This window comes from Acinetobacter sp. YH12145, from assembly GCF_013418335.1.
Taxonomy (GTDB): Bacteria; Pseudomonadota; Gammaproteobacteria; order Pseudomonadales; family Moraxellaceae; genus Acinetobacter; species Acinetobacter amyesii.
This window is the reverse complement of the sequence record NZ_VPCE01000009.1, coordinates 108,892-133,239: the sequence shown is the minus strand read 5'-3', so window position 1 is coordinate 133,239 and position 24,348 is coordinate 108,892. Positions and strand designations below refer to the sequence as shown.

Genomic DNA, 24,348 nt, shown 5'->3' with positions numbered 1-24,348 from the left:
CGGCATCAGCATTGACCTTTATCTTAGGTCGATGATTTTTTTAGATCATTGGCAAAATAGCCGTATTTTGACTACTCTAAATGTAACTTCAGCGCATTCAACATTTAGGAACTTATGATCCAGCTTCGTCAGCTCTATCTTTTACTGTTTTCCTTATATTGGGCGCAAGGGTTACCTGTCGGTTTTATGACGCATGCTTTACCAGTGATTTTAAGAGCGCAAGGTGTGTCTTTGGCGCATATTGGTGGTTTTGGATTACTCATGCTGCCATGGTCGATCAAAGTTTTCTGGGCACCGTGGATTGATCGGCATGGTTCAAGGTCCAAAGGGCACTATCGGAGTTGGATTATTCCAATGCAGTTGTTGTCCGTGGTGGTCTTGGTCTTCCTGTCTTTTCTGCCGATCCAAAGTTTGAATGAACCGATGTATCTGCTGCTGTTTTTTGTGGCTTTACTCAGTATGAATTTGGTCGGTGCAACTCAAGATGTCGCAACCGATGGCTTGGCTGTCAATATTTTAAAAACCGACCAACAGCACTGGGGCAATACCTTTCAGGTGATTGGTTCAAGACTCGGCTTTATCGTGGGTGGTGGTGCTGTGCTTTGGGCCTTGGATTGGTTGGATTGGCAAGCCACATTTCTGTTTTTAGCGGCATTGGTGTTCATCAATACCATTCCTATTTTTCTGTATCGAGAACCTTTAAAGCCACAGCTCAACATAATTTCCTCTCAAGAGAATGATAACAACCATAAATATACTTCAGGCTTGTTCTACGCCATTCGCCAGTATCTGACTTATTTTACCCAAACCAAAACTCTCACACTGTGGCTGATGATCTTATTGAGTTTTAAGCTTGCAGATGGACTGGCAGGTCCTTTACTTAAGCCGCTGATGGTCGATTTAGGATTGAGTTTTAGTCAAATCGGTCTATATGTCACTATGCTAGGTGCGGTGGCTGCTTTAATTGGGGCAGGGCTTGCAGGTCTTAGTTTGAAGTATATTTCTCGGGCACAGGCCTTGGTTGTCTATTCAGTATTGAAAATATTCAGCTTATTGGCCTATGCATGGTTGGCTTTGCAGTTCGAGGCAAAACGGCCCGTCCATGAATGGCTGATCTATGGCATTAATGCTGCCGAAGACATGATTTCAGCCATGCTGCTCGTGATCATGCTGACTTTGGTGATGCAATATAGTCGTAAAGCATTTGCAGCAACGGACTTTACATTTCAGGTTGCCATTATGGCGACGGTGAGTGGGGGGCTGTATAGCATCAGTGGCATAGTGGCCGATCAGTTGGGTTATAGCACTTATTTATTTTGGATCACAGGTTTGGCTGCATTGAGCTTAGTCCCGATTCTATTTTGGGGAAAAGCATCAAAAAATGACCAAAATCACTTTTAAATCATGATTTTGGTTGTTTTTTATCAGCTAAAGCACTAAAAGAGCAATGCAAATATTATTTTAATAATTTTGTAATATGTTTCGCGTGTGTAATATCTGTTACAAAATAATTTAAGGAAAATTTTTGATGAAAACTAAGTTAGCAGCGGCTATCGCATTGAGCCTTTTGGCTGGGTCAACCTTTGCAGCACCAACATTCTACGGTGAAATTGATGCGTCTGTTGATTATTTACCTGAAGATAATAAAACGGGTGTTTCAAACAAAGATGTCGTTGAAATCAGTTCAAACAGTTCTTTCTTGGGTTTAAAGGGCGATGAAAAACTGACTGAGCGTTTAAGCGCAGTTTATGCAATTGAATGGGCATTCAACTCTGACGGCGAAGGCGATGACTGGTCTAAGCGTAACCGCTTCGTTGGTTTGAAAGATGCGAAACTTGGTACATTGAAAGTTGGTGCACACGATACACCATTAAAACAATTGTCTAGTCCGGTTGATACATTCAACAACTACGTGGGTAACCGTGCTGATGTTACAGGCATCATGACCGGTGAAAACCGTGTAGATAACGTTGTTGTCTATGAATCACCAGCATTTAAAATTGCTGAAGGTGCAATTAAAGTTAATGCATTGCTTGCAACAGGTGAATCTTCAGGAATCAAGAGCGACAAAGGTGTAGTAAAAACTGCAGGTCGTGGTCTTGGCGATGCTTGGTCGGCGTCTGTTGTCTATGACAGCCCCGTTGTTGTCGCAGGTTTAGCCTATGACAAAGCCATTCCATCGAACTTTGGTGGATTTGGGATCTTAAATGCTGTAAGTCCTGAAGTTGAGGGTACTAAAGTTTTTGCTGCTGCAAATACAATTCGTGCGATCGGTCGTGTAAATCTTGAGGGTGGTTTGGCACTGAAAGCACTGTATCAAACATCAGAGGTTGAGGCTGCTAAAGGTAATGATGTTGCAGCAGCAAATATTGATGATGCTCAAGGTTGGTTAGTCGGTGCAGAATACAATTTACCCTCTGCAAAAGCTTGGACAGTAAAAGCACAATATAGTCAAAATACTACGACCTATAAAGTGGGTGATGATTACGAAGCTCAGCAATTCATTGCAGGTGCAGATTATGCATTTAGCAAACAAGTGAAAGCTTATGGTTATGCGGGTTACTTGGCACTTGAACAAGGTCCAGATGAAAGCAAACAACCCGTATTGGGTACAGGTCTAGAATTTAAATTCTAAAACTTTGATTTGAGTTGTTCAAAAGGCGATGTTTTACATCGCCTTTTTTGATTTTTCTTACTTGGTTTTGATCAGTTTTAAGTGATTTTTAAGTTTGAATTTTTAGATTAGGGCATCAAAGATCAATAATTGATGCCAATATGCTTCAGGTCATAGCTAAAATACAGCAAAAAATTCCAAGACTTAGTTTAAGTCAATTTAACCTCGTGCTTGCCTTATGGCTTGGGGTGGTTTTGAACCTTACGTTTTATCAGCAAATCCAGCAGCTCACGCCTTATACGGGGCTGAAGGCCGGACTATTTTTAGCGGCAACCGTACTGGTGGTGGTGGCACTTTATAATGTGCTGATGCAACTCCTGCAATGGCGATGGAATTCAAAACTTTTGGCGAGTGTTTTGCTGATCATTGGTGGCTTGAGTGCTTATTTCGTCAATAGTTTAGGCGTGACCATTACATCTGACCAAGTGCAGAACATGATGCAAACAGATGTAAAGGAAGTGCAGGATTTAATCTCGCCACAATTTTTTATCTGGGTCTTTGGACTGGTTATTTTGCCAGTGCTATTGATCTGGCTTTTGCCACTGCATAAAGAAGCCCTAAGCACGGTGGTAGCCAAAAAGGGTTTACATATAGTGCTTTCGCTCATCCTCATGGGTGCTTTGCTGTTTGTTTATTTTGTCGATTATGCTGCGATCTTTCGTGAGCATCGTGACTTAAAAGGCATGCTCTCACCACAAAACAGTATCGCTTCGACATTTTCCTATTATCACAAAAAAGCACCGAAACAGAATTTGCCATTGCTGAGCTATGGTGAAGATGCACATATAGTTGAAAACGTAAGCGCCAAAAGCTTACCAAAATTGATGGTCTTAGTGGTTGGTGAAACTGCGCGCGCGGAAAGTTTTTCACTCAATGGCTATGCTAAAAATACAAATCCTGAACTCAGTCAGCAAAATATTATCAATTTTAGCCAAGTCAGTTCATGTGGCACCGCAACCGCTGTGTCTGTTCCTTGTATGTTCTCGGGTATGCCGAGAACCGAATATGATGAACAGCTTGCAAGTCATCGCGAAGGTTTACTCGATATTGCACAGCGTGCAGGCTATAAGGTGACGTGGCTAGATAATAATTCAGGCTGTAAGGGCACATGCACACGTGTTGAAAAATATGAATTTCCTGAAGCGCTGAAGAAAAAGTGGTGTGATGCCGATGGCGAATGTCATGATGAAATCTTGGTGGATGGTTTGAAGGCATATTTGGCTTCGATCCCCAAAGCAGATCCAACTCCCCGTTTAATTGTGTTACACCAAATGGGCAGTCATGGCCCTGCTTATTTCAAACGAAGTACCGCAGCGTTTCAAAAATTTAAGCCAACCTGTAATAGCAATGCCATACAGGGATGTAGCTCGACGGAATTAATAAATAGTTATGACAACAGTATTGTCTATACCGACCATGTACTGAGTAAATTGATTAACACTTTAAAAGTGACTGACAACTATCAAACAGGACTGTGGTATTTGTCCGATCATGGCGAGTCGACAGGTGAGCATGGTTTGTATTTACACGGTTCTCCATACGCAATTGCACCGTCACAGCAAACCCATGTACCGATGTTGATGTGGTTTTCACCGGCGTGGCAAAAAAATAATTCAGCGCAATATACTTGTTTAATGGCACAAAAAAGCCAAAAATTAAGTCAGGATAATCTATTTCCATCGCTATTGAGTTTGCTCGATGTGCAGACTCAAGTGATTGATGAAAAAAACAATATGTTGCAACAATGTACTTCAGTACAGCGCAGGACTTAAGCCATGCACAAAATACTTATTATTGAAGATGATTTCATGATTGCCGAATCGACTAAAACCTTGTTGAACTATCAACAGTTTGAAGTCGAGTGGGTGAATAATGGTATCGATGGCTTAAAGCTCATAATGCAAGGGGGGATTGATATCGTCTTACTAGATCTGGGTTTGCCGATGATGGATGGTATGCAAGTCCTGAAACAAATTCGTCAAATGCAGCCTAAATTGCCAGTGTTAATCATCTCGGCACGTGATCAATTACAAAATCGTGTAGATGGTTTAAACCATGGGGCAGATGACTATCTGATTAAGCCTTATGAGTTTGATGAATTACTTGCACGGATTCATGCGCTCCTTCGACGCACAGGGCTGAGTTCAGTCGAAGCACCACAGAAAATTTTAAAACATGGTGAATTGATTTTAGATATTGAGCAGCATCTTGCACGCTATAAGGGGCAATATGTTGATTTATCTAACCGTGAATGGGCCATATTGATTCCACTGGTGACGCATCCGAATAAGATTTTTTCGAAAGCCAATTTAGAAGATAAGCTTTATGATTTTGATAGTGATATCAGTAGTAATACCATAGAAGTGTATGTGCATCATCTCAGAACAAAATTAGACAAAGATTTTATTCGCACCATTCGTGGTTTAGGTTATCGACTCGGTTAAGGCAAAGGAATTATCAACCATGCAGCAGCCTTATTCTCTGAAAAAGAGACTAATTATTTATGTGTCTGTTTTCAGTATGTTTTTGGGCTGTCTTTTGGTGTTTTCAGCTTATCGAATTGCACTTGAAGAAATTAATGAAATTTTAGATGCGCAAATGCAAAATTTGGCGGAACGTGTTGCAGAGCATGATCCGCAGCCTATTCGCGGCGAATTTGATCAACATAAGCGTTATCACGAAGAAGATTTATTTGTTGATGTGTGGACTTATCAGTCCAATGCGCATCAAACCCATCAATTAAAATTATTGGTCGCGCCTCAGCCCAAAGCCGGTTTTTATACCCACAATACCCAACAAGATGAGTGGCATACCTATATTTTGCCACTTGCAGATCGGCAAATTCAGGTCAGTCAGCAAGAATCGGTACGACAGCATCTTGCAGCAGAATTGGCCAGTAGCATGTTTATTCCCTATTTGGTTTTTATACCTTTTGCATTAATCGCTTTGGGATGGTTGATTCAACGCAGTTTAAACCCACTGGAAAAATTTAAAAAAGAACTGGCAAAACGGGATGCCTTTGAACTTTCTCCAATCTCTCAAATGCCGTATCCAGAGGAAATTGCACCGACTATTATTGAAATGAACCAGTTGTTTGAACGAATTTCATTGTCACAGCAGGAACAGCGCCAGTTTATTGCTGACGCAGCGCATGAGTTACGGACCCCGATTACCGCACTGAATTTGCAAATGCAGATTTTGCTACAAAAATTTCCACAAGATGACGCTCTACAAAATTTGAGTAAAGGTTTAATTCGTATTCAGCATTTGGTCAGTCAATTATTGAGTTTGGCAAAACAAGATGCCTCGGTCTTTGAACTTGAGCGCAAACAACATTTTGATCTTAAGCAAGTCGCAACCAATTGCGTGGAGCAACTGGTACATTTGGCGATGCAAAAAGATATTGACCTTGGCATGGAGCAACAACAAAGCATTGCCTTATATAGTCTTGAGCCAACGGTACATTCAATCATTTTTAATTTGATTGATAATGCCATTAAATATACCCCTGCACAGGGCATGATTAATGTCTCCGTCTTTGAACATGCGGGGCAGGCGGTTGTACAGGTTGAAGATAGTGGGCCTGGCATCGACCCAGCTTTATATGAGCAAATTCGAAAACGCTTTTATCGAATTTATAATCATGAAGAAATTGGAAGTGGTTTAGGGCTAGCGATCGTGGATAAAGCCGCAAAACATATCGGTGCGGATTTGAAATTTTCTAAAAGTGAAACATTGGGTGGTCTGAAAGTGAGTTTACAGATCCCATTTAGTGAATCATGAGTGACTCAATCATTTTCAGATCAAGCTCAATTCAGGGACTTAATTAGATCCATGTAAAAGGTTTGCTGTTTTGCTGCGTAGTCGATGCAGTGAAATGGCGAGAAAACAGCACATACATGACACAATTAAATGCCCAAATAAACCATGCTGTCCATAGATTATGACTGAGAAAATGTGCACCCCGCATCATTTGCGCCCAGCCAAAAGCAAAGCCTAAAATCAGCCCAGCAGATAAAAAGAAGTAAGCACGGGCAGGTCGATGTATTCGATAAACAAAATATCCCGTAATTAAGGCAAAACCAGTCGCAGCATGGCCACCGGGGAAGCAGTGTCCTTGGCGTGCTGAAAAATCCCAAGAAAAGCCATGGGCTGTAGCGGCAGTCATATTCCAAGGGCAGGCATGTGCAGATTGTGATTTGAGCAACCCAATCATTGCCGTGCTGAGTAGAGCAACCACGAAAAAATAACCAAATTCAAACTTACGTGCTTTCAGATGCGGATATTTAAAACTGCATATCCATGCTGCGATATAGAGAACATACACGCCTATGACGATATTCTTGATATAGCGATGGTTCAGCACAGCAAGTGCCCAATCATTACGATGAGGAAAACTACCATGTAGGTCGACCCAAGGCTGAATAAAAGCTTGGTCGAGCGAACCACCGACGGGAAAAACATAAAGGAGGCCAACCAAACTGAGTGTGAGCAGCAGGGTTTGTCGCAATAAAAAGGTACGGTTCGAGAGCATAAGTCGTGTGATGTGCCGAAATTATTTTGTTTGAATGCTGCTATTTGAAACCACAAAACTTAAATCAGACTTAATCGGCTATTTGAACTGTATTGATATCGATAGTGAAGAAGGTGCATAAAGCAAAACGGGCATTGTGTTAAAGTTTTTGAAAACTCAGTAATAAAGATTTATGAGCATACGTGCAGTCCTTTTTGATTTAGATAATACTTTGACTCATCGAGATCACAGCGTTCAGGCCTATACGCAGTATTTAGCCGAGTCTTATCAGTCGACGCTGGCGGAGGTAGACCTTGTACAGATTAAACGTATTATTAATCGTATAGATAATGGGGGATATCCGAAAAAAGAACTCCTTACTCATCCGAGTATTGGGGCATCTGTCGCTTATGCTCTACAAACGGAGCTGGATTGGATACATCAACCCGATTTTGATGAGCTCACACAATTTTGGTTTCAGCACTTTGGTCAGTTTGCCGTGGCGATGCCTGGGGCTTTGACCTTGCTGCAGCAACTAAAACAACAGCAGTATAAATTGGCTGTGGTGTCGAATGGTGGACATGCCACACGCCTGAATATTTTGAATGGACTAGGTTTTGCATCGTATTTTGATCAGATCATCAGCTCGGAAAGTGCAGGCATCAGTAAGCCCAAAGTTGAAATATTTCAGCACAGTTGTCGTGAGTTGGGCGTGATGGAAACCGAGTGTTTATTTATTGGTGATCATCCTGTCAATGATATTTATGGTGCGAGCCAAGCAGGGATGTCTGCCGTATTGCTTGAAGGCTTTCATACTTTAAGTCCTGAACAACAGCACAGCATTCCGAATAAAATTCAGCATTTGGATCAGGTCTTAGATTTTCTAAAATAAGGTGATTTAAACTCAAGCTTTAAGCGAAGTTCTGGGTAAAAAAAAGCGGCATAAATGCCGCTTTAGATTGTGTTGTTTAGAACATGTTTTCTTCAGAGTTTGCCGAAATACGGTGAATACTTAAGTCTGCACCACGGAATTCTTCTTCTTGATCTAGGCGAATGCCCATCGTTACTTTGAGTAGACCATAAACGATGAATCCACCAGCCAATGCAATCACGATCGCGAGTAGCGTACCGATACATTGAGAGATCATTGAAATACCGCCTAAACCGCCCAACCATTTTTGTCCAAATACACCCACTGCAATACCACCGAAAGCACCACAAACACCGTGTAGTGGCCATACGCCAAGTACATCATCGACTTTGAGTTTGTTTTGAGTGTATGTAAATAGTTTGACAAAGATCAGACCTGCGATAGCGCCGATAATCAACGCACCGACAGGATGAACTACATCTGAGCCTGCACAGATTGCAACCAAACCTGCTAAGGGACCGTTATGTAAGAAACCGGGGTCATTTTTACCCATGAAGTTTGCCGCCAATGTGCCACCGACCATCGCCATGAGAGAGTTAATTGCAACCAGTCCTGAAATCGCATCAAGGCGTTGAGCACTCATTACGTTGAAGCCAAACCAACCGACAATGAGAATCCAAGAACCGAGTGCCAAAAAAGGAATACTTGAAGGTGGATGCGCACTGATACGGCCATCTTTTTTGTAACGACCATGACGCGCACCGAGTAAAAGTACTGCAGCTAAAGCGATCCAACCACCCATCGCATGTACCACGACCGAACCTGCAAAGTCATGAAAGGCTGCGCCAAATGTACGTTCTAACCAAGCTTGTAATCCAAAATTACCATTCCATGCCATGCCTTCAAAAAATGGATAGACCAAAGCGACCAATAATAATGTGGCAATCGCTTGAGTCCGCATTTTTGCACGTTCAGCAATACCACCAGAAATAATCGCTGGAATGGCTGCGGCAAAAGTCAGCAGAAAGAAACAACGCATTAAGTTGTAGCCATGATCGGCGGCTAAAGTGTCCCCAATATGAAAAAAGTGCTGACCATAAGAGATGTAATAACCCACAAAAAAGTATGCAATTGCGGAAATAGAAAAGTCAGTCAAAATTTTACTCAGCGCATTGACCTGATTTTTATGTCGTACTGTACCCAATTCTAAAAATGCAAAGCCAGCATGCATGGCAAGAACCAAGACTGCACCAAGAAGGAGAAAGAGGAGATCTATATTTTGCATAAGGTGTTCCAGTTTTGTGCGCTAGTTCACGAAAAGAAGTTCAGTATATCGAGCGGAATAATTTCGAAAAGAGGAGTGAGAGAGGGAAATTTTGATTAAAAAAACTAAAAAATGTAGAAGACTCGATATAAAGCAAAGACTTGCTTGAGCATGACAATAATGCACTAAAATAGTGCAATGATGATTTGCAATGACAAAATTAAATGAATGATTATTAAGTGAAAAACTATGTTTTTAGAATCTGTTTAAAAAATGAAAAACAAATTGCGCCATTTCTGAGTTAATTCAGGGCAATTCATTATTTTGTATTTTTATCTGATTGATAGATGTTAGCGCGATAATGGAACTGAAAATTGACGAATGATACATTTTTGGGAGTCTGTCTGAGCATCTTGTGGTCATTAAAAGATGAAAGCTGGATGTCTTGCCTGAACTGAAATGATGCACAGATATTAACCAATGAAATCTCTGCTGCTGCACTTTTAGATGGCGAATAAAACATTCAAGGGTGGGTCTGTGGTGATGGTCGTTGGATCTGACTGTATTTTGATGACGTATTTAATTGAAGCGGCACAGAATTTTAAAGTTTTAGCCTTGAATGCTTAAGCTAAACGCTGTGTATTAATCGCTTCAGCCCAGTCACAACATCCGCAGCGCGGGCAGGCGTCCTGTGCACCGTGAATGTACATGGTTTTGCCACAATGCGTACAGGCGTACAAATGATGCATTTTGATATCGCGAACCGCTTTATAGGGTTTCGGAAATAGTGGCAGTCCATAACGCACTTGTTCTGGTGGGTAAAACAAAATACTAAACTTGCCATCACTTTCTAATAAGCCAACTCGAACTTGTCCAAGATGCTCAACATTTTGCTGACGCATTTCAGAGAAGAATTCATCATGTGACATTTTACCTTGTTTAATCTTTTCTAAAACCAATTCACCATCTTCCACAATGTAGAGGGCTTTGCCTTCAATTAAATCTTCAAAGGGTTGGTATTTCATCATTAGCCAAGTGATTACGCGGTATAAACCAATCACCACCGTCATCACAATGAGCGCTTGTAAGAGGGGGAGTTCCTCATCAAACATTGGGTCGCCTGCAATAGAACCCAAAGCAAGGAGTATCGCAACTTCAAAGATGGATAACTGTCGCACCCCGCGTTTGCCCGTTAGGCGTAAGAATACGATGATTAAAACGAACATAATGACGCTACGCAAAATCACTTCGGCAGCAAAAGTCCATGTGGTGTCATGGATGAAAATTTGAGTGAAATCCATGTCTCATCCTTTTTTATCGTTATATGTTTTAACTTAGCAAAGCGCTGGGCGGTAAAGCAGCTCAATTGTGTTAATTTTTAAGCATTATTTGAAAATGGATTTCATGCTAACGGTATTGTATGCATGAGATAGTTGATGAAAAAAGTGCTTTAAAATAGTCATAAAAAAGCACCGACGAATCGATGCTTTTGATGTGGGTTGGCAATTTTTTAAAACGTTCAGTTATTTAATATGTTCTGCAATATCCGTAAAGATTACACCTAAACCATGTGCGCCTGCATCTGGATAGCCAAGACTGCGGTCGCCCACAGTTCCTGCACGTCCCATACGCGCCACGATTTCTTTGGTATTTTCAGCGCCTTGAACTGCCGCTTTTGCACCTAATGTAAAGTTTTCTTTAAATGATTTATCGGTATGGGCAGACCATGAATCTGCACATGGCACTAAGGCATCAATCAGGGTTTTATCACCCACCACTGCGCCACGTCCAAATGAACGTTCACCTGTGGTTTGAATGCCTTTGACCGCTGCTTGCAGCATCTCTGAGAAATCAGCGACAGTTAAAACTGATTTGCCTTGAATCGATTTCGCTGCCGCACGGAATGCTGAACCCCAGATTGGGCCAGACGCGCCACCACAATGTTCCATAATGATCATTGAGCAGTTCAGCATGAATTCATCCATCTGCTGCGCTTGAATCAGACTTTGCCATTCACGTTTTAATTGCTTAAAGCCTTTCGCCACGCTCATACCGAAGTCGCCATCACCTGCATGCGCGTCCAGCTCACAGAATAGCACTTCATTTCTAATGATACATGCAGACATCACATCCACCACATAACGCATGTTTTCGATGGTGAATTGCTCATTGCTAATCACCGCATGTTCAGGCTGTGTTTCAACTTGGGTGTTTACTACAGCTTCGGCTGAAGAATCTTTGGACACAAAAGTTAAAGGCTGTGCTGCTGAACCATCCATTTTAAATGCAGGGGTGTTGGCTGCTGCATCGAGGTAAGTTTTCAATTCATCATCGACAGCAAGCAAGGACACAGATGCACCATTCATGTCGATACTGGTCATATAGTTGCCGACAAATGTGCGGTAAATTTTGATGCCTTTACGTGCAAGGTGTTCGCATACATCATGGTTAAAGACATACAACTCTTGCAGCGGTGTGCTACCAAAGCCATTGACCAAGACTGCAACTTCTTTCATGTCTGGGCGGTCAAGGAACAGGTCATCCACGATGCGCTGTACCATTTTTTTGGATGGCAAGATTTTTTCACGACGGATGCCGGGTTCACCATGAATACCAACACCGTACTCCATTTCATCTTCAGCTAAAGAGAAGGTTGGTGTACCTTAGGCAGGTACGGTGCATGAGCTATAAGCAAAACCAAGGCTAATGACGTTGTCCGCAGCTTTTTGAGCAATCGCTTTTACGTCTGCAAGTTCTAAGCCTTTTGATGCTGCTGCGCCTGCAATCTTATGTACAAATACTGTGCCTGCAACACCACGACGACCGACTGTATATAGGCTGTCTTTAACCGCAATGTCATCTGCCACTTTTACATAGTCAACTTTAATGCCGTCTTCAGTTGCAAGGGCTGCGCCATTCTGGAAATTCATCATATCGCCAGAATAGTTTTTGATGATCATCAGCACGCCTTTGTCAGTTGCGACTTGCTGTAAGGCTTTATAGACCTGAATTTGCGATGGAGATGCAAATACATCACCACATACGGCAGCGTCTAACATGCCTGTACCGACAAAGCCTGCATGGGCAGGTTCGTGACCGCTACCACCACCACTGATAAGTGCCACGTTATTGTGTTTTTCTTTACGTGAAATGATTTTGTGCGACTCGTTAAATGCGAGTTCTGGATGGGCAAGAACAAAGCCTTTGCACATTTCAATTACGATGTTTTCTGCACCGTTCATGAGTTTTTTCATGGAGGAAAGCCTTCACGGATATTTGGGAGAATATTAAATGTGGCTATTATCCTAGAAAGTGAGACTTTTTGCAGAGTTAAAAATGTAAAAATGGATGATGAGGCGTTGATGGGTTAGAAAGTAGCTAAGAAATAATGAATTAATTTGATGTTTTTCTTCATAGCTAAATGATATTAATGTATAAAACCGTTAGCGATTATTAATAAAGGAAATTATAAGGGTTATGAAAACTAGTACACAGGAAACTAAATCAATTGAAGATATTGTAAAATTAATAGATAAAGAAAAATTGGTGTTACCAGAGTTTCAACGCGATTTTAAATGGCCTTTAGAGAAAACAGAGACATTATTTGATTCAATTTTAAAAGATTTATTCATAGGTTCATTAATAGTTTCTAAACCAGATTTTGATTTAGCTTGTCGTGGATTTGACCTTAGAGAGCGAGGTAAGCGAGAAAGAAAGCCTAAAACAGTTCAGTACACTAAAGATCAATTTGAACAAGAGGACATTTATACATTATTGGATGGACAACAACGTGTTACATCTATATATCGAGCTATTAAAGGGATGGATAAAGTATATGTTACCTTTAAAGACAGTGAATTGCTCAGGGATTCTGAGATATGGGATGACACAATTCAAAAAATCAAAAAAGGGATAGATATATCCTTTGATAAATATATAGATGGCGTAACTTCGGTAAAGCCACTAGGTAAGACCTATTATATTTGCTTAGGTGATCTTTATGAAAATATAGATGAAATGCAAGATGATTTTCAGGAGGCAGTTATTGACCCAATTCTTGAAAATGATAAAATTGATTTTACTCATGATGATAAAAAAATATATAAAATTTTTGGTATAAAGTTTTGGAATGACTTTAAGACAGATGTCTATAAAAAGACAAACTTAATTTCTGTTCAATTATTAAATATGGACTTAGAAAAATTTTGCTTATACTTTGAAAGAAGTAATTCACAAGGCTTGAATTTATCTTTTACTGATATCATTACTGCGAAAATATATTTGACATTCAATTTGCGAAATGCACTAAAAAAATTAGAAAAAGAACCTTATTTTCAAGAAAATTTAGTTGATCCTTTAGTTAGATATATAAATTTTAAAGTCAATGGTGATGTAACCAAGAAATCTATATTAAAAGATTTAGATGGAGAAGCTTTTAAAAAAAATTGGGATAGCACAGTTAAAGATATAATCCATGTGCAAAAATGGTTGGAAGATAACCATTGGGTTTTTAAGGTTGAAAATATTCCATATAAGACAATGTTGCTACCTTTGTTAAGCTTTTTTCAAAATTTACCGAATAAAGATTTTTCTCAGGCAAGTGCTCAACAGATTGATATTGTTAGGTTTTGGTTTTATGCCTCTATTTATGATAATAGATATGGAGGTGCGCGACATGGTTCTACAAATGTTGTACTAAAAAAAGATTGTGAAGTTTTACGTGATTTAGCAATAGGTATTGCTATTCCTACTGAATATTGGAGTAATTTTAAAATAGAATTTAGTTTTGAAGAGTTTTTGAATATTGATTCAAATACCAACACCAAGTTTTTAACTGTAAATTACTTAATGTGGAGTAAGGAAAAGTTTAAGAACTTAGAGAATAATGCAAATATTTCCATCTCTGAAAAGATTGACGTTCATCATATATATCCAGTGAAATATATTGATAATAATTTTGCAGTTGATTCTTTTGAAGATGAAAGGGTCGATTGTGTATTAAATAAAATAAGAATTAATAAGATCTCTAATATTAAAATTAGGGATAAAGCACCAAGTATCTATTTGAAAGAACTTCTTGCAAATAATATTGAGAAAGATACAAACGGTGTACATCTTCCACAAAGTGAAATAAATGCAAAAAACAATTTAATAAAAAGTTTAGAAACTCATTGCATACCTTTTAGTGAGGACTTATTAAATGGAAGTAATGATAATAAATTTGAAGATTTTCTAAAAGCCAGATATCAACTGTTTGAGAAATATTTAAAACTATTGGATGATGCACACCTTAATATTAAAACAGCTCAGAGCACAATTTGGCAGTAAAAAAATCCCCTCACTCGAGGGGATTTTTCTTATCTAAACTCTTGCGATTATTAAACCACCGAATCATCCAAATTTGGCGCTAACCAACGTTTCGCTTCATCCAGTGTCCAACCTTTACGCTTCGCATAATCCTCAAGCTGGTCGCCTGCGATTTTACCCACGTTAAAGTATTGGCTTTCAGGGTTTGCATAGTAGAAACCGCTGACAGATGAAGGCGGCCACATTGCAAAACTAGAAGTCAATTGCGTACCAATCTTGTCGGTAGAACCTAACCAGTCAAACAATGGCGCTTTTTCAGAATGCTCAGGACAAGCAGGGTAGCCCGGCGCAGGACGGATGCCCACATACTTCTCTTTAATCAATTCTTCATTGCTTAAGGTTTCAGACGCTTGGTTGCCCCAGAACTCTTTACGGATGCGCTCATGCAAATGCTCCGCAAACGCTTCCGCAAAACGGTCACCTAAAGATTGTGCAAGAATTGCAGAGTAGTCATCGCCTTTAGCTTTGTACTCATTGGCCATTTCTTCTGCACCAAAGATCGATACAGTGAAACCGCCCAAGTAGTCTTCTGCGACACCTTTAGGCGCAATAAAGTCCGCTAATGACAAGTTTGGTTTACCTGTCACTTTATCAGACTGTTGACGAATGTGATGGAAGGTATGCGTAACCGATTGACCATCTTCGCTATACACTTCAACCGAATCCGCTGCTGAACGGTTTGCAGGGTAAATACCAAACACAGCACGAGCATCAAAACGTTTGTTATCAATGATGTCTTTCAGCATGGTCTGCGCTTGTTCATACAAGTCAGTTGCTGCTTCACCTACAACTTCATCAGTTAAGATAGCAGGGAATTTACCTGCCAAACTCCAAGAAATAAAGAACGGTGTCCAGTCGAAGTATTCAACCAAAGTTTCCAATGGATAATTGGTCAGTGTTTGCGTACCAATAAAGTTTGGCTTCACAGGTGCATTGGCTGCAAAGTCAATTTTTAAACCATTTTCAACCGATTCAGCATACGTCAGTTTCGCTGCTTTCGGCTGTTTGTTAGCAATACGCTCACGCACTTTTTCATATTCAGCACGGGTTTCTGCTACAAACTTTGGCTTCATTTCTTTAGAAAGTAAAGTTGTTGCTACACCCACCGCACGAGATGCATCGGCAACATAAATGACTGCATCGTTTGAATATTGTGGATCAATTTTCACTGCCGTATGCGCTTTAGAAGTGGTTGCACCGCCAATCATCAATGGAACATTAAAGCCTTTGCGCTGCATTTCTTTCGCAACAAAAACCATTTCATCCAGTGACGGCGTAATCAGGCCAGATAGACCAATAATGTCGACTTTCTCATCAATGGCAGTTTGCAGAATCTTCTCGCAAGGTACCATCACGCCAAGGTCGATGATGTCATAGCCGTTACAGCCCAACACCACGCCCACGATATTTTTACCGATGTCGTGCACGTCGCCCTTCACCGTTGCCATTAGGACTTTACCCTTAGATTGGCCAGCTGTTTTTTCCGCTTCAATGAACGGATTCAGCCAAGCTACAGCCTGTTTCATGACACGTGCAGATTTCACGACTTGCGGCAGGAACATTTTGCCTGAACCGAACAAATCACCTACCACATTCATGCCGTCCATCAGCGGACCTTCAATCACATCGAGTGGACGTTTAGCTTTCAGGCGTGCTTCTTCAGTATCTTCATCGATGTAAGTGGTAATACCTTTTACAAGCGCATGCTCAAGACGTTTTTCAACTGGAAGTTCACGCCATTCCAAGTTTTCCACTTGTTTTTGCGCAGCGCCTTGACCGCGGTATTTTTCAGCAACTTCAAGCAGCTTTTCTGTTGCTTCTTGATGGCTTTCACCTTGGTTTTGGTTCAAGATCACATCTTCAACCGCAGCTTTCAGTTCAGCGTCAATATCATCATAAATCGCCATTTGACCTGCGTTGACGATACCCATAGTCATGCCTTGCTGAATGGCATGGTATAAGAACACTGAGTGAATCGCTTCACGTACAGGCTCGTTACCGCGGAAAGAGAACGATACGTTAGATACACCGCCTGAAATCATCGCATGTGGTAAGTTTTGCTTGATCCAACCTGTCGCTTCAATAAAGTCCACAGCATAGTTGTTGTGTTCTTCGATACCTGTTGCCACTGCAAACACGTTCGGGTCAAAAATGATGTCTTCAGCAGGGAAGCCAACTTCATTCACTAACACGTCATAAGAGCGCTTACAGATTTCTTTTTTACGTGCAGCAGTGTCGGCCTGACCATTTTCGTCAAAGGCCATCACAATTACGGCAGCGCCATACTGACGGCACAAACGCGCTTTTGCAACGAACTCGTCATAGCCTTCTTTTAAGGAAATCGAGTTAACAACCGCTTTACCTTGTACACATTTTAAGCCCGCTTCAATGATTTCCCATTTAGATGAGTCAATCATGATCGGCACACGTGAAATTTCAGGTTCAGAGGCTACAAGATTCAGGAAGTGCACCATTGCGCCTTCTGAATCCAGCATGCCTTCATCCATGTTGATGTCGATAATCTGAGCACCGGCTTCAACTTGCTGCTGTGCAACATCGAGTGCTTCGGCAAAGTTTTCTTCACGGATTAAGCGTAGGAATTTTTTAGAACCTGTCACGTTGGTACGTTCACCGACGTTTACAAACAGCGAATCTTCTGTAATGTTGAACGGCTCTAAACCGCTTAAACGGCAAGCGGGTTTGGTTTCTGGCACTTGGCGCGGCGCAATGTCTTTTACGGCATTGGCAATAGCACGGATGTGATCCGGCGTTGTACCGCAGCAGCCGCCAGTGATGTTAATCAAGCCACTTTCTGCAAATTCTTTAATAAAGGCAGCGGTTTGTTCAGGGGTTTCATCATAACCGCCGAAGGCATTTGGTAAGCCAGCGTTCGGATGCGCCGAAACAAAAGTATCGGCAACGTCAGCAATGGTTTTTACATGCGGACGCATGGCATCTGCACCTAGGGCACAGTTAAAGCCAATCGACAATAAATCACCATGACGCACAGAGTTCCAGAACGCTTCAGCAGTTTGGCCAGTTAAAGTTCGGCCAGAGGCATCGGTAATCGTGCCTGAAATCATCAATGGCAATTCATAGCCAAGCTGATTAAACACTTCTTTCACTGCAAAAATGGCAGCTTTACAGTTCAAAGTATCAAATACTGTTTCAATTAAAAGAATGTCTGCACCGCCTTCAATCAGGGCATGCGCAGCTTCAATATAGTTTTCTTTAAGCTCATCAAAAGTAATATTACGAAATGCTGGGTCATTTACATTTGGCGAGATTGAGCAAGTACGTGAAGTTGGCCCAAGCACACCAGCCACAAAACGTGGTTTTTCAGGTGTTGAGTATTTTTCACAAGCGGCTTTGGCAATACGCGCTGCTTCACGGTTGATCTCTGATACCAAATCTTCCATGTGGTAGTCAGACATTGAAACTTTAGTGCCGTTAAAGCTGTTGGTTTCAATGATGTCTGCGCCAGCATCGAGGTAGGCTTCATGAATGCCTTGAATGATTTGCGGCTGAGTCAACACCAATAGGTCATTATTGCCTTTGAGGTCAGATGCCCAATCTGCAAAACGCTCACCACGGTAGTCAGCTTCTTCGAGTTTATGACGCTGAATCATGGTGCCCATTGCACCGTCGATAATCAGAATCCGTTGAGCGAGCAGCTCTTTTAGGGTGGCAAGCGTGGACATAAATAACCCCAATCCGATGGAATATAAAATCGGCAAATATATTAACAGAATTCATTGCAGTTTTATTGATATTCAACCATCTTAACAGCGCGCAATTATTAGCTTGTTGAATTAATGAGCAATATTGCAACTTGTTAATTTCATATACCAATTTCATATAAATGTATGGAAAGCTTCATGAATTTGTCATATTGCTCAGGCAAGCTTGAAAAACAACCAGGAGGGCTATGCAATATGACAAAAAAGATGACAGATGAAATATAAGTTGAAACATTGGGTTTCAAAGAAATTAAAGTTCAAATATGAAGCTTAAACAACTGATTTACTTTGTGAAAGTAGAGTGTAAAAGTCGGTTTTTAACGCTTAAAAAAAACAAATAAAGCATGAAAAATTGCTTTATATGACACCGCTTTGTCATATAATTGTCATAATTAAATTGAACAATATGGGGATTTTAAAATCCTCTATTCCTGCCTGCATGAATTCTAAACAAACTCCCGTAGATTCAGCGCACACGTCGACTACTCAAAAGTCTACGAATGTTCATGTGCCTACACCGAAATTCTTTATGCCGGTATTTTTAACGGTGATTATTTCAACGTTGATTTATATTGGTTTTCAGGTGACTGCCGATTTAGCGCATGTTCCGCCTTTAAGTCTTTATTCAATGATTTTATTGGGCACAGCCTTATTCATCGCACTTGGCTTTGAATTTGTAAATGGCTTCCATGACACTGCAAATGCAGTAGCAACAGTGATTTATACCAACGCCTTGTCAGCACCGGTTGCGGTAATGTGGGCGGGTTTCTGTAACTTCCTAGGCGTAATGGTTGCCAGTGGTGCAGTCGCTTACGGCATTATTGCCTTGTTACCTGTTGAATTGATTATGAATGTCGGTTCAGGTGCTGGCTTTGCCATGGTTTTCGCTATGTTGATCGCAGCGATTTTGTGGAATTTAGGGACTTGGTTCTTGGGCATCCCAGCGTCTAGTTCGCATACTTTGATTGGTTCTATTCTTGGCGTTGGCATCATGAACTACCTGTTAAATGCAGGCGGTGGTGCGAGCGGTGTAGATATGGAGCAGGTGCTTAAAGTCGGTAAGGCTTTATTGTTCTCTCCACTGATTGGTTTTGCATTTGCAGCACTCGTTTTCTTGTTGGTGAAGCGTATTTTCCGCAAACAGCTAGAATTGTTTCAGCCACCAGAAGGCAATAAGCCGCCACCACCACTGATTCGTGCAATTTTGATCTTTACCTGTACAGGTGTAAGTTTTGCGCACGGTTCAAATGATGGTCAAAAAGGTATGGGGCTGATCATGCTGATTTTGATCGGATGTGTGCCATTGGCTTATTCATTGAATAAGAACTTAGATAATCAACATATTCAATCTTTCCATCAGTTATCTGCTCAAACTGCGACTGCGATCTACGCAGAGCATAAGGATATTCCTGATGCACAAGCGCGTGATGTACTCACCAAATACATTCAAACCAAAGAAGTCAGCCCAGAAGTTGTGCCAGCTTTAGCAAGTTTGACCGATCATTTAGGTGAGCGTGTTGCACAGTATGGCGACTTAAAAGATATTCCTGAACAAGAAGTATCTTCGATTCGTAATGACATGTACTTAAGTACTACTGCTTTTAAACGTCTAGATAAAGCTGAGCAACTACCAGCAATGGCAGAAGCTGAACAAAAGACTGTGAAGGAATATCGTAGTCACTTAGACTCGTTCTTACAGTACATTCCAACATGGGTGAAAGTCGCTGTTGCATTGGCACTGGGTCTTGGAACCATGGTGGGTTGGAAACGTATTGTCGTGACTGTAGGTGAGCGTATTGGTAAAAACCACATGACCTATGGTCAGGGTATGTCTGCCGAGCTTGTTGCTATGTCAACGATTGCTGCTGCGGATGGTTTTGGTATGCCTGTATCGACTACACACGTACTTAACTCTGCGGTTGCAGGTACCATGGTCGCGAATAAATCGGGTCTGAACTTTGCAACAGTGAAAACCATTCTATCAGCTTGGGTCTTCACTTTACCTGCAACGATCTGTCTATCAGGTTGCTTGTACTGGTTATTCTTGAAAGTGTTCTAAGCAACTCAAATTCCAGATATAAAAAACGCTGCTTCGGCAGCGTTTTTTTATGGCTTTATCTCAGTCATCACCGATTTGAATGGGGTGACTGAGCTGAATTGGAACAGTCAAACTAGCGAGTTGAAGCTTTGCAAAGTTCAACACTTATTTAAACCAATGCAATTATGCTTTTTTAAACAGCCCCAATACTTTTTTCACGGGCAATTTCTCTTCAGCAAAACCATACAGCGCTGCAAAAGGTAAGGCAGTACGCGCCAAATAAGCCACACGCCATAAGCCACCATGGTTGGCACCATGCATCATGAGTTCTAATGGATGGTCTAGCGCTGTTTCAGGGTTAGCAACCGATTGAGGGTTTCTCAAGTCGTGAATCCATAAAGCTGCCATGAGTGCATTGGTGGTTTCAGGTTGGAAGGATTCCACATCAAATAAACTCGCACCATTAAATGCTGCCTTTAATAATGGGTTCTTCGTCACTGAGCGGGTCGTGGTGGATGGCGCAATATTGATACTAACCCGCTGACCATTTTGACGTGCGACAGTTGCGCGCCATTGTTGGATACGTTTTGCGAGTGCGTAGTTTGGACCTTGTTCCACCACTAGACAGTCAGCAATACCATAGGATTTTCCATTGTCTGCTGTGGTGGTTTGCTCATTATTTTGCTTAAAGAAATGCTGACCTGTGACTTTGGCAATACTTTGTGTCAATAGTTTTTGTGCAGAAGCACGGTTTTGGAATTTGGCTTGCGCTGCCGTAACAATCTCTTCTGGAACCGCATAGACATCGGTCGGAGTACACATAAACATCAAGCTGGTGTCGGCTTTTTGTTGGCTGACATAGGCCATGATGCTGTCCATTGCCATTGCAACACGAACATGCTTTTCACCATCTAAATAGGCAATTGCAGCCAGATCGAGTTGATGTTCACTTTGTGCAAGCCATTGTGCAATTTCAGGAATGTGTGTCAGTAAATTGGCGCCCAATTTGTGTTTTAGTTCTTGAATGGGTGTGTCTTCATGCACAGCGTCGAGACTTGGTGCATATAAAGTGGCATTACCGGCCTGAACCGTGCTTAAGATTCGATCCCAAACACGTTCATTATTGAGGTCGATTGCCACAATATTGGCTTTCCATTTTGCTAACCACGTCAGAGGGCCAGCTTCGGAGGCAGCACCAAAAAGCACCATAGTCCGATCTGATAAATCGAACCATTCTGGGTGTGCAATGGCTTCACGTAATGCGTCGGCATGACTGGCTTCAATGATGCCAGCATCTTGCCATTTTTGAATCTGAGCCAGTAAAGCCTCACCTTGAAGTTTTTGGCCATGATAGGGCACATACCACTCAGGCGCTGCGTCACTTTCACCTTTTAATTTCACGGTATGCAGCGGATGTGCAGTCAAAGCTACTGCATCTTTGAGCGTATACTTTTCTTGATTACGATAAAACTCAAAGACGTGATGCGCTTTATTTAAACCTTGCTCAGCAATGTTGATCGCAGCTTCAGATGATTGAATTCCTTGTTCAACCAAGGCTTTAAAATATTCAGGATATTTTTTACGCCAGTTTTTTTCTTGTTTTGCACGTACAGAAGAGTGATGGTCAACTGCAGCTAAGGCTTCAGCGATAATTTCACGACCAGTTTTAGATGTACTCGGCTTTTGGTTTGAAGCCGAAATGGGAAATTGAAGACCTTCAGTTGAACTCGACATGCAAAATATCTCAGCTAATTTTGTCATTAATATACAGATGTATACATTATCTATGCCAAATTAAAAAATAGGGTGGCATAAAGTGCCAGATTTATATGATTTGTCATGTGCTTTTGTGAACTTTCGTAGAATATACAGCTTCAAATTTTATTGCCGGAATTGAAAAAGCCTTCGGTTTGAAGGCTTAAAAGAAGAGGGCATGAAATCAGCAACGGCAAATCAGCAACGGCCTTTTTTAGCCTGTCCGGGCGGGCAAAAGTCGCCATGTCGATCTGGGTACTTATAAGGATAGTGATTACGATCTGGGTCGACCACGATACTGCCTTCACGGGTGTGAACGGCACAAGCACTCAACACGCAGGTCAACAGCAAACTTGAGAACATCAGGACTATTTTCATTGGAATTTTCCCTTTTTTATTCTGTGTCATTTCAGTTTAAATCAGGGCAAGGATAGATAGCGTTTCAATCTGCTGTGAAATTGTATAGCTCGATATTCAAAGTGCGGTGTTGTAGATGTGGGAAATTGGCTAAAGAAAAGATCAATGGTCATGAGGTTAAACTCTGCACAATAAAAAAGCCTAAACTGAAACGGTTTAGGCTGTCATTTTACTGGTTACATCAGGCTGATTTTTTAAACTTAATGTTAGAAAGGAACGTTTAATAACTGACTTAAGAAATGTGGAATGAGCTTCGGTTCAAGAATAATCGTCATGATTACACCATACGCTGCGCCCCAAAGGTGTGCGCTGTGGTTAATATTGCTGTTGCCACGTTTACCTGACCAGATACTATAAGCCACATACAGCACGGCAAAAATAATCGCAGGAACAGGAATAAAGAATACAAAGATCAGTTTCCACGGTTCAAACAGAATATACGCAAAGAGTACCGCAGACACCGCCCCAGAAGCCCCTAAACTTGCCCAATGGTTATCATGCTTATGTTTTAAATAACTCGGAATAATCGCAGCGATCAAACCGCCTAAATAAAACAACACAAAGCCCATGTCGAAGAAATATTGGCGATAAAAACTTTCAATCACGCTACCAAAGAAAAATAAGGTAATCATGTTGAACAATAGGTGCGCGCCATCTGCATGAATAAAACCATGGCTAATAAATCGGTCATATTCGCCACGACTGAGGGCTGGCGGCCAAAATAACAAACGATTCATCACTTTCTGATTTGAAAATGCAATCAGTGAAATCACCACCGTAATCAGGATAATGGTCACGGTGTGGTTAAAGGGTAGACCCAACATATATGACTATTCTACTTGTTAAAATTTATGCTCAATAATGCCATTAAAACGGCTTAAAGCGTGAACTTTCAGAATAATTCCGACAATTTTAGTTGATTTTTTTCTAATGCCCCGCATCTTAAGTTAAAATAGCGACTTCAGCTTGAGGAAATATTGTAATGTCGACTGAGAACAACAGCACAGCAGTTGCTGAAGAAATTCCAAACCTATTGATCACTCCAAATGCCCAAGAGTATTTGAAAGATCTTTTGGATAAACAAAATACACCGGGCATTGGTGTACGTGTTTTTGTGGAAAATCCGGGTACGCCACGTGCTGAATGTTGTATGGCTTACAGTGCACCAGAAGAAGTTGTGCCTACAGACTATAAACAAGACTATCCAGATTTCCCTGCATTTATTGACACACCGTCTATTCCATATCTTTTGGATGCGGTGATTGACTATAACAAAGACCGTTTTGGTGGTCAGTTAACATTCCGTGCACCAAACTCAAAAGTGCCACGTGTGGGTCCAGATGCCTCTGTAGAAGAGCGTATTACTTATGTTCTACAGTCAGAAATTAACCCTGGCCTTGCAGGTCATGGTGGTAACTGTGCACTGGTAGAAGTGGTTGAAGATGCAGAACATGGTTTAACTGCAGTGCTTAAATTCGGTGGTGGTTGTCAAGGTTGTTCTTCAATCGATTTAACCTTGAAACAAGGTGTTGAAACAACATTGAAGCAGCATGTACCTGAGTTAATGCGCGTTGTTGACCAAACGGATCACAGTAATACTGAAGGTGCTTATTTCAAATAAGTTTAGTATTGTTAAAAAAAGCCGCAATGATGCGGCTTTTTTATTGTCTAAATCAAATAAAACGAAGATTTTTAAATGGTTTCTGAAG

At 41.1% G+C, this 24,348-nt stretch carries 16 protein-coding genes and 1 pseudogene; 9 read left to right on the top strand and 8 right to left on the bottom strand.

Annotated features, from left to right (window positions below; genetic code table 11):
* The first annotated feature begins 114 nt into the window (after window positions 1–114).
* The 5 genes from FTU80_RS11755 to FTU80_RS11735 all read left to right on the top strand — a co-directional run bounded on the left by FTU80_RS11755 (window position 115) and on the right by FTU80_RS11735 (window position 6,457).
* Window positions 115–1,401: an MFS transporter gene (locus FTU80_RS11755; RefSeq protein WP_180085202.1), complete on the top strand. Its 1,287-nt coding sequence runs from the start codon at window positions 115–117 to the stop codon at window positions 1,399–1,401.
* A 127-nt stretch (window positions 1,402–1,528) separates the two neighbouring features.
* Window positions 1,529–2,635 (top strand): porin, encoded by a 1,107-nt coding sequence (locus FTU80_RS11750; protein ID WP_180085200.1) that lies wholly within the window; start codon window positions 1,529–1,531, stop codon window positions 2,633–2,635.
* Between the two features lie 140 nt (window positions 2,636–2,775).
* Complete coding sequence (locus FTU80_RS11745) at window positions 2,776–4,446, top strand: phosphoethanolamine transferase (RefSeq protein ID WP_180085198.1); 1,671 nt, start codon at window positions 2,776–2,778, stop codon at window positions 4,444–4,446.
* Window positions 4,447–4,449: 3 nt separating this feature from the next.
* The gene (locus tag FTU80_RS11740) at window positions 4,450–5,118 is read left to right on the top strand and encodes a response regulator transcription factor (RefSeq protein WP_078189962.1); all 669 of its coding nucleotides are present in this window, start codon (window positions 4,450–4,452) and stop codon (window positions 5,116–5,118) included.
* A gap of 19 nt (window positions 5,119–5,137) precedes the next feature.
* The gene (locus FTU80_RS11735) at window positions 5,138–6,457 is read left to right on the top strand and encodes an ATP-binding protein (protein WP_180085196.1); all 1,320 of its coding nucleotides are present in this window, start codon (window positions 5,138–5,140) and stop codon (window positions 6,455–6,457) included.
* A gap of 43 nt (window positions 6,458–6,500) precedes the next feature.
* On the opposite strand, the gene FTU80_RS11730 is transcribed toward FTU80_RS11735, so the two are convergent.
* Window positions 6,501–7,208, bottom strand: a complete 708-nt coding sequence (locus FTU80_RS11730) for a phosphatase PAP2 family protein (protein WP_180085194.1) — start codon at window positions 7,206–7,208, stop codon at window positions 6,501–6,503.
* 172 nt (window positions 7,209–7,380) lie between these two features.
* On the opposite strand from FTU80_RS11730, the gene FTU80_RS11725 reads away from it, so the two are divergent.
* Window positions 7,381–8,079 carry an HAD family hydrolase gene (locus tag FTU80_RS11725; protein ID WP_180085192.1) on the top strand — a complete coding sequence of 233 codons (699 nt, stop codon included), beginning with the start codon at window positions 7,381–7,383 and terminating at the stop codon, window positions 8,077–8,079.
* 76 nt (window positions 8,080–8,155) lie between these two features.
* Here the strand turns inward: FTU80_RS11725 and FTU80_RS11720 are convergent, their stop codons facing one another.
* From FTU80_RS11720 to dhaK, 3 genes and pseudogenes are all read right to left on the bottom strand, one after another.
* Window positions 8,156–9,343, bottom strand: coding sequence for an ammonium transporter (locus tag FTU80_RS11720; RefSeq protein ID WP_078193036.1), 1,188 nt, complete (start codon window positions 9,341–9,343; stop codon window positions 8,156–8,158).
* 602 nt (window positions 9,344–9,945) lie between these two features.
* Window positions 9,946–10,623, bottom strand: coding sequence for a DUF421 domain-containing protein (locus FTU80_RS11715; protein ID WP_180085190.1), 678 nt, complete (start codon window positions 10,621–10,623; stop codon window positions 9,946–9,948).
* 222 nt (window positions 10,624–10,845) lie between these two features.
* Window positions 10,846–12,576: pseudogene (dhaK, locus tag FTU80_RS16495) on the bottom strand (dihydroxyacetone kinase subunit DhaK).
* A gap of 223 nt (window positions 12,577–12,799) precedes the next feature.
* On the opposite strand from dhaK, the gene FTU80_RS11705 reads away from it, so the two are divergent.
* Window positions 12,800–14,650: a DUF262 domain-containing protein gene (locus FTU80_RS11705; protein ID WP_180085188.1), complete on the top strand. Its 1,851-nt coding sequence runs from the start codon at window positions 12,800–12,802 to the stop codon at window positions 14,648–14,650.
* Window positions 14,651–14,700: 50 nt separating this feature from the next.
* Here the strand turns inward: FTU80_RS11705 and metH are convergent, their stop codons facing one another.
* Window positions 14,701–18,390 (bottom strand): methionine synthase, encoded by a 3,690-nt coding sequence (metH, locus tag FTU80_RS11700; RefSeq protein ID WP_180085186.1) that lies wholly within the window; start codon window positions 18,388–18,390, stop codon window positions 14,701–14,703.
* A 478-nt stretch (window positions 18,391–18,868) separates the two neighbouring features.
* Here metH and FTU80_RS11695 point away from each other — a divergent pair, with 478 nt between their 5' ends.
* Complete coding sequence (locus FTU80_RS11695) at window positions 18,869–20,488, top strand: inorganic phosphate transporter (RefSeq protein ID WP_180026505.1); 1,620 nt, start codon at window positions 18,869–18,871, stop codon at window positions 20,486–20,488.
* 162 nt (window positions 20,489–20,650) lie between these two features.
* Here the strand turns inward: FTU80_RS11695 and FTU80_RS11690 are convergent, their stop codons facing one another.
* From FTU80_RS11690 to FTU80_RS11680, 3 genes are all read right to left on the bottom strand, one after another.
* On the bottom strand, window positions 20,651–22,201 hold the full coding sequence (locus tag FTU80_RS11690; protein ID WP_111884443.1) for a hypothetical protein: 1,551 nt from the start codon (window positions 22,199–22,201) through the stop codon (window positions 20,651–20,653).
* A 219-nt stretch (window positions 22,202–22,420) separates the two neighbouring features.
* Window positions 22,421–22,600 (bottom strand): hypothetical protein, encoded by a 180-nt coding sequence (locus FTU80_RS11685; RefSeq protein ID WP_078193028.1) that lies wholly within the window; start codon window positions 22,598–22,600, stop codon window positions 22,421–22,423.
* A 245-nt stretch (window positions 22,601–22,845) separates the two neighbouring features.
* The gene (locus FTU80_RS11680; protein ID WP_180085184.1) at window positions 22,846–23,463 is read right to left on the bottom strand and encodes a rhomboid family intramembrane serine protease; all 618 of its coding nucleotides are present in this window, start codon (window positions 23,461–23,463) and stop codon (window positions 22,846–22,848) included.
* A gap of 158 nt (window positions 23,464–23,621) precedes the next feature.
* Between FTU80_RS11680 and nfuA the strand changes: the two genes are divergently transcribed.
* Window positions 23,622–24,260 carry a Fe-S biogenesis protein NfuA gene (nfuA, locus tag FTU80_RS11675; RefSeq protein WP_078189947.1) on the top strand — a complete coding sequence of 213 codons (639 nt, stop codon included), beginning with the start codon at window positions 23,622–23,624 and terminating at the stop codon, window positions 24,258–24,260.
* The last annotated feature ends 88 nt before the right edge of the window (window positions 24,261–24,348 follow it).

Excerpts from the sequence above, each read along its gene's own strand:
- FTU80_RS11755 (WP_180085202.1), top strand. The coding sequence starts at position 115 with ATGATCCAGCTTCGTCAGCTCTATCTTTTACTGTTTTCCTTATATTGG.
- FTU80_RS11750 (WP_180085200.1), top strand. The coding sequence starts at position 1,529 with ATGAAAACTAAGTTAGCAGCGGCTATCGCATTGAGCCTTTTGGCTGGG.
- FTU80_RS11745 (WP_180085198.1), top strand. The coding sequence starts at position 2,776 with ATGCTTCAGGTCATAGCTAAAATACAGCAAAAAATTCCAAGACTTAGT.
- FTU80_RS11740 (WP_078189962.1), top strand. The coding sequence starts at position 4,450 with ATGCACAAAATACTTATTATTGAAGATGATTTCATGATTGCCGAATCG.
- FTU80_RS11735 (WP_180085196.1), top strand. The coding sequence starts at position 5,138 with ATGCAGCAGCCTTATTCTCTGAAAAAGAGACTAATTATTTATGTGTCT.
- FTU80_RS11730 (WP_180085194.1), bottom strand. The coding sequence starts at position 7,208 with ATGCTCTCGAACCGTACCTTTTTATTGCGACAAACCCTGCTGCTCACA.
- FTU80_RS11725 (WP_180085192.1), top strand. The coding sequence starts at position 7,381 with ATGAGCATACGTGCAGTCCTTTTTGATTTAGATAATACTTTGACTCAT.
- FTU80_RS11720 (WP_078193036.1), bottom strand. The coding sequence starts at position 9,343 with ATGCAAAATATAGATCTCCTCTTTCTCCTTCTTGGTGCAGTCTTGGTT.
- FTU80_RS11715 (WP_180085190.1), bottom strand. The coding sequence starts at position 10,623 with ATGGATTTCACTCAAATTTTCATCCATGACACCACATGGACTTTTGCT.
- FTU80_RS11705 (WP_180085188.1), top strand. The coding sequence starts at position 12,800 with ATGAAAACTAGTACACAGGAAACTAAATCAATTGAAGATATTGTAAAA.
- metH (WP_180085186.1), bottom strand. The coding sequence starts at position 18,390 with ATGTCCACGCTTGCCACCCTAAAAGAGCTGCTCGCTCAACGGATTCTG.
- FTU80_RS11695 (WP_180026505.1), top strand. The coding sequence starts at position 18,869 with ATGAATTCTAAACAAACTCCCGTAGATTCAGCGCACACGTCGACTACT.
- FTU80_RS11690 (WP_111884443.1), bottom strand. The coding sequence starts at position 22,201 with ATGTCGAGTTCAACTGAAGGTCTTCAATTTCCCATTTCGGCTTCAAAC.
- FTU80_RS11685 (WP_078193028.1), bottom strand. The coding sequence starts at position 22,600 with ATGAAAATAGTCCTGATGTTCTCAAGTTTGCTGTTGACCTGCGTGTTG.
- FTU80_RS11680 (WP_180085184.1), bottom strand. The coding sequence starts at position 23,463 with ATGTTGGGTCTACCCTTTAACCACACCGTGACCATTATCCTGATTACG.
- nfuA (WP_078189947.1), top strand. The coding sequence starts at position 23,622 with ATGTCGACTGAGAACAACAGCACAGCAGTTGCTGAAGAAATTCCAAAC.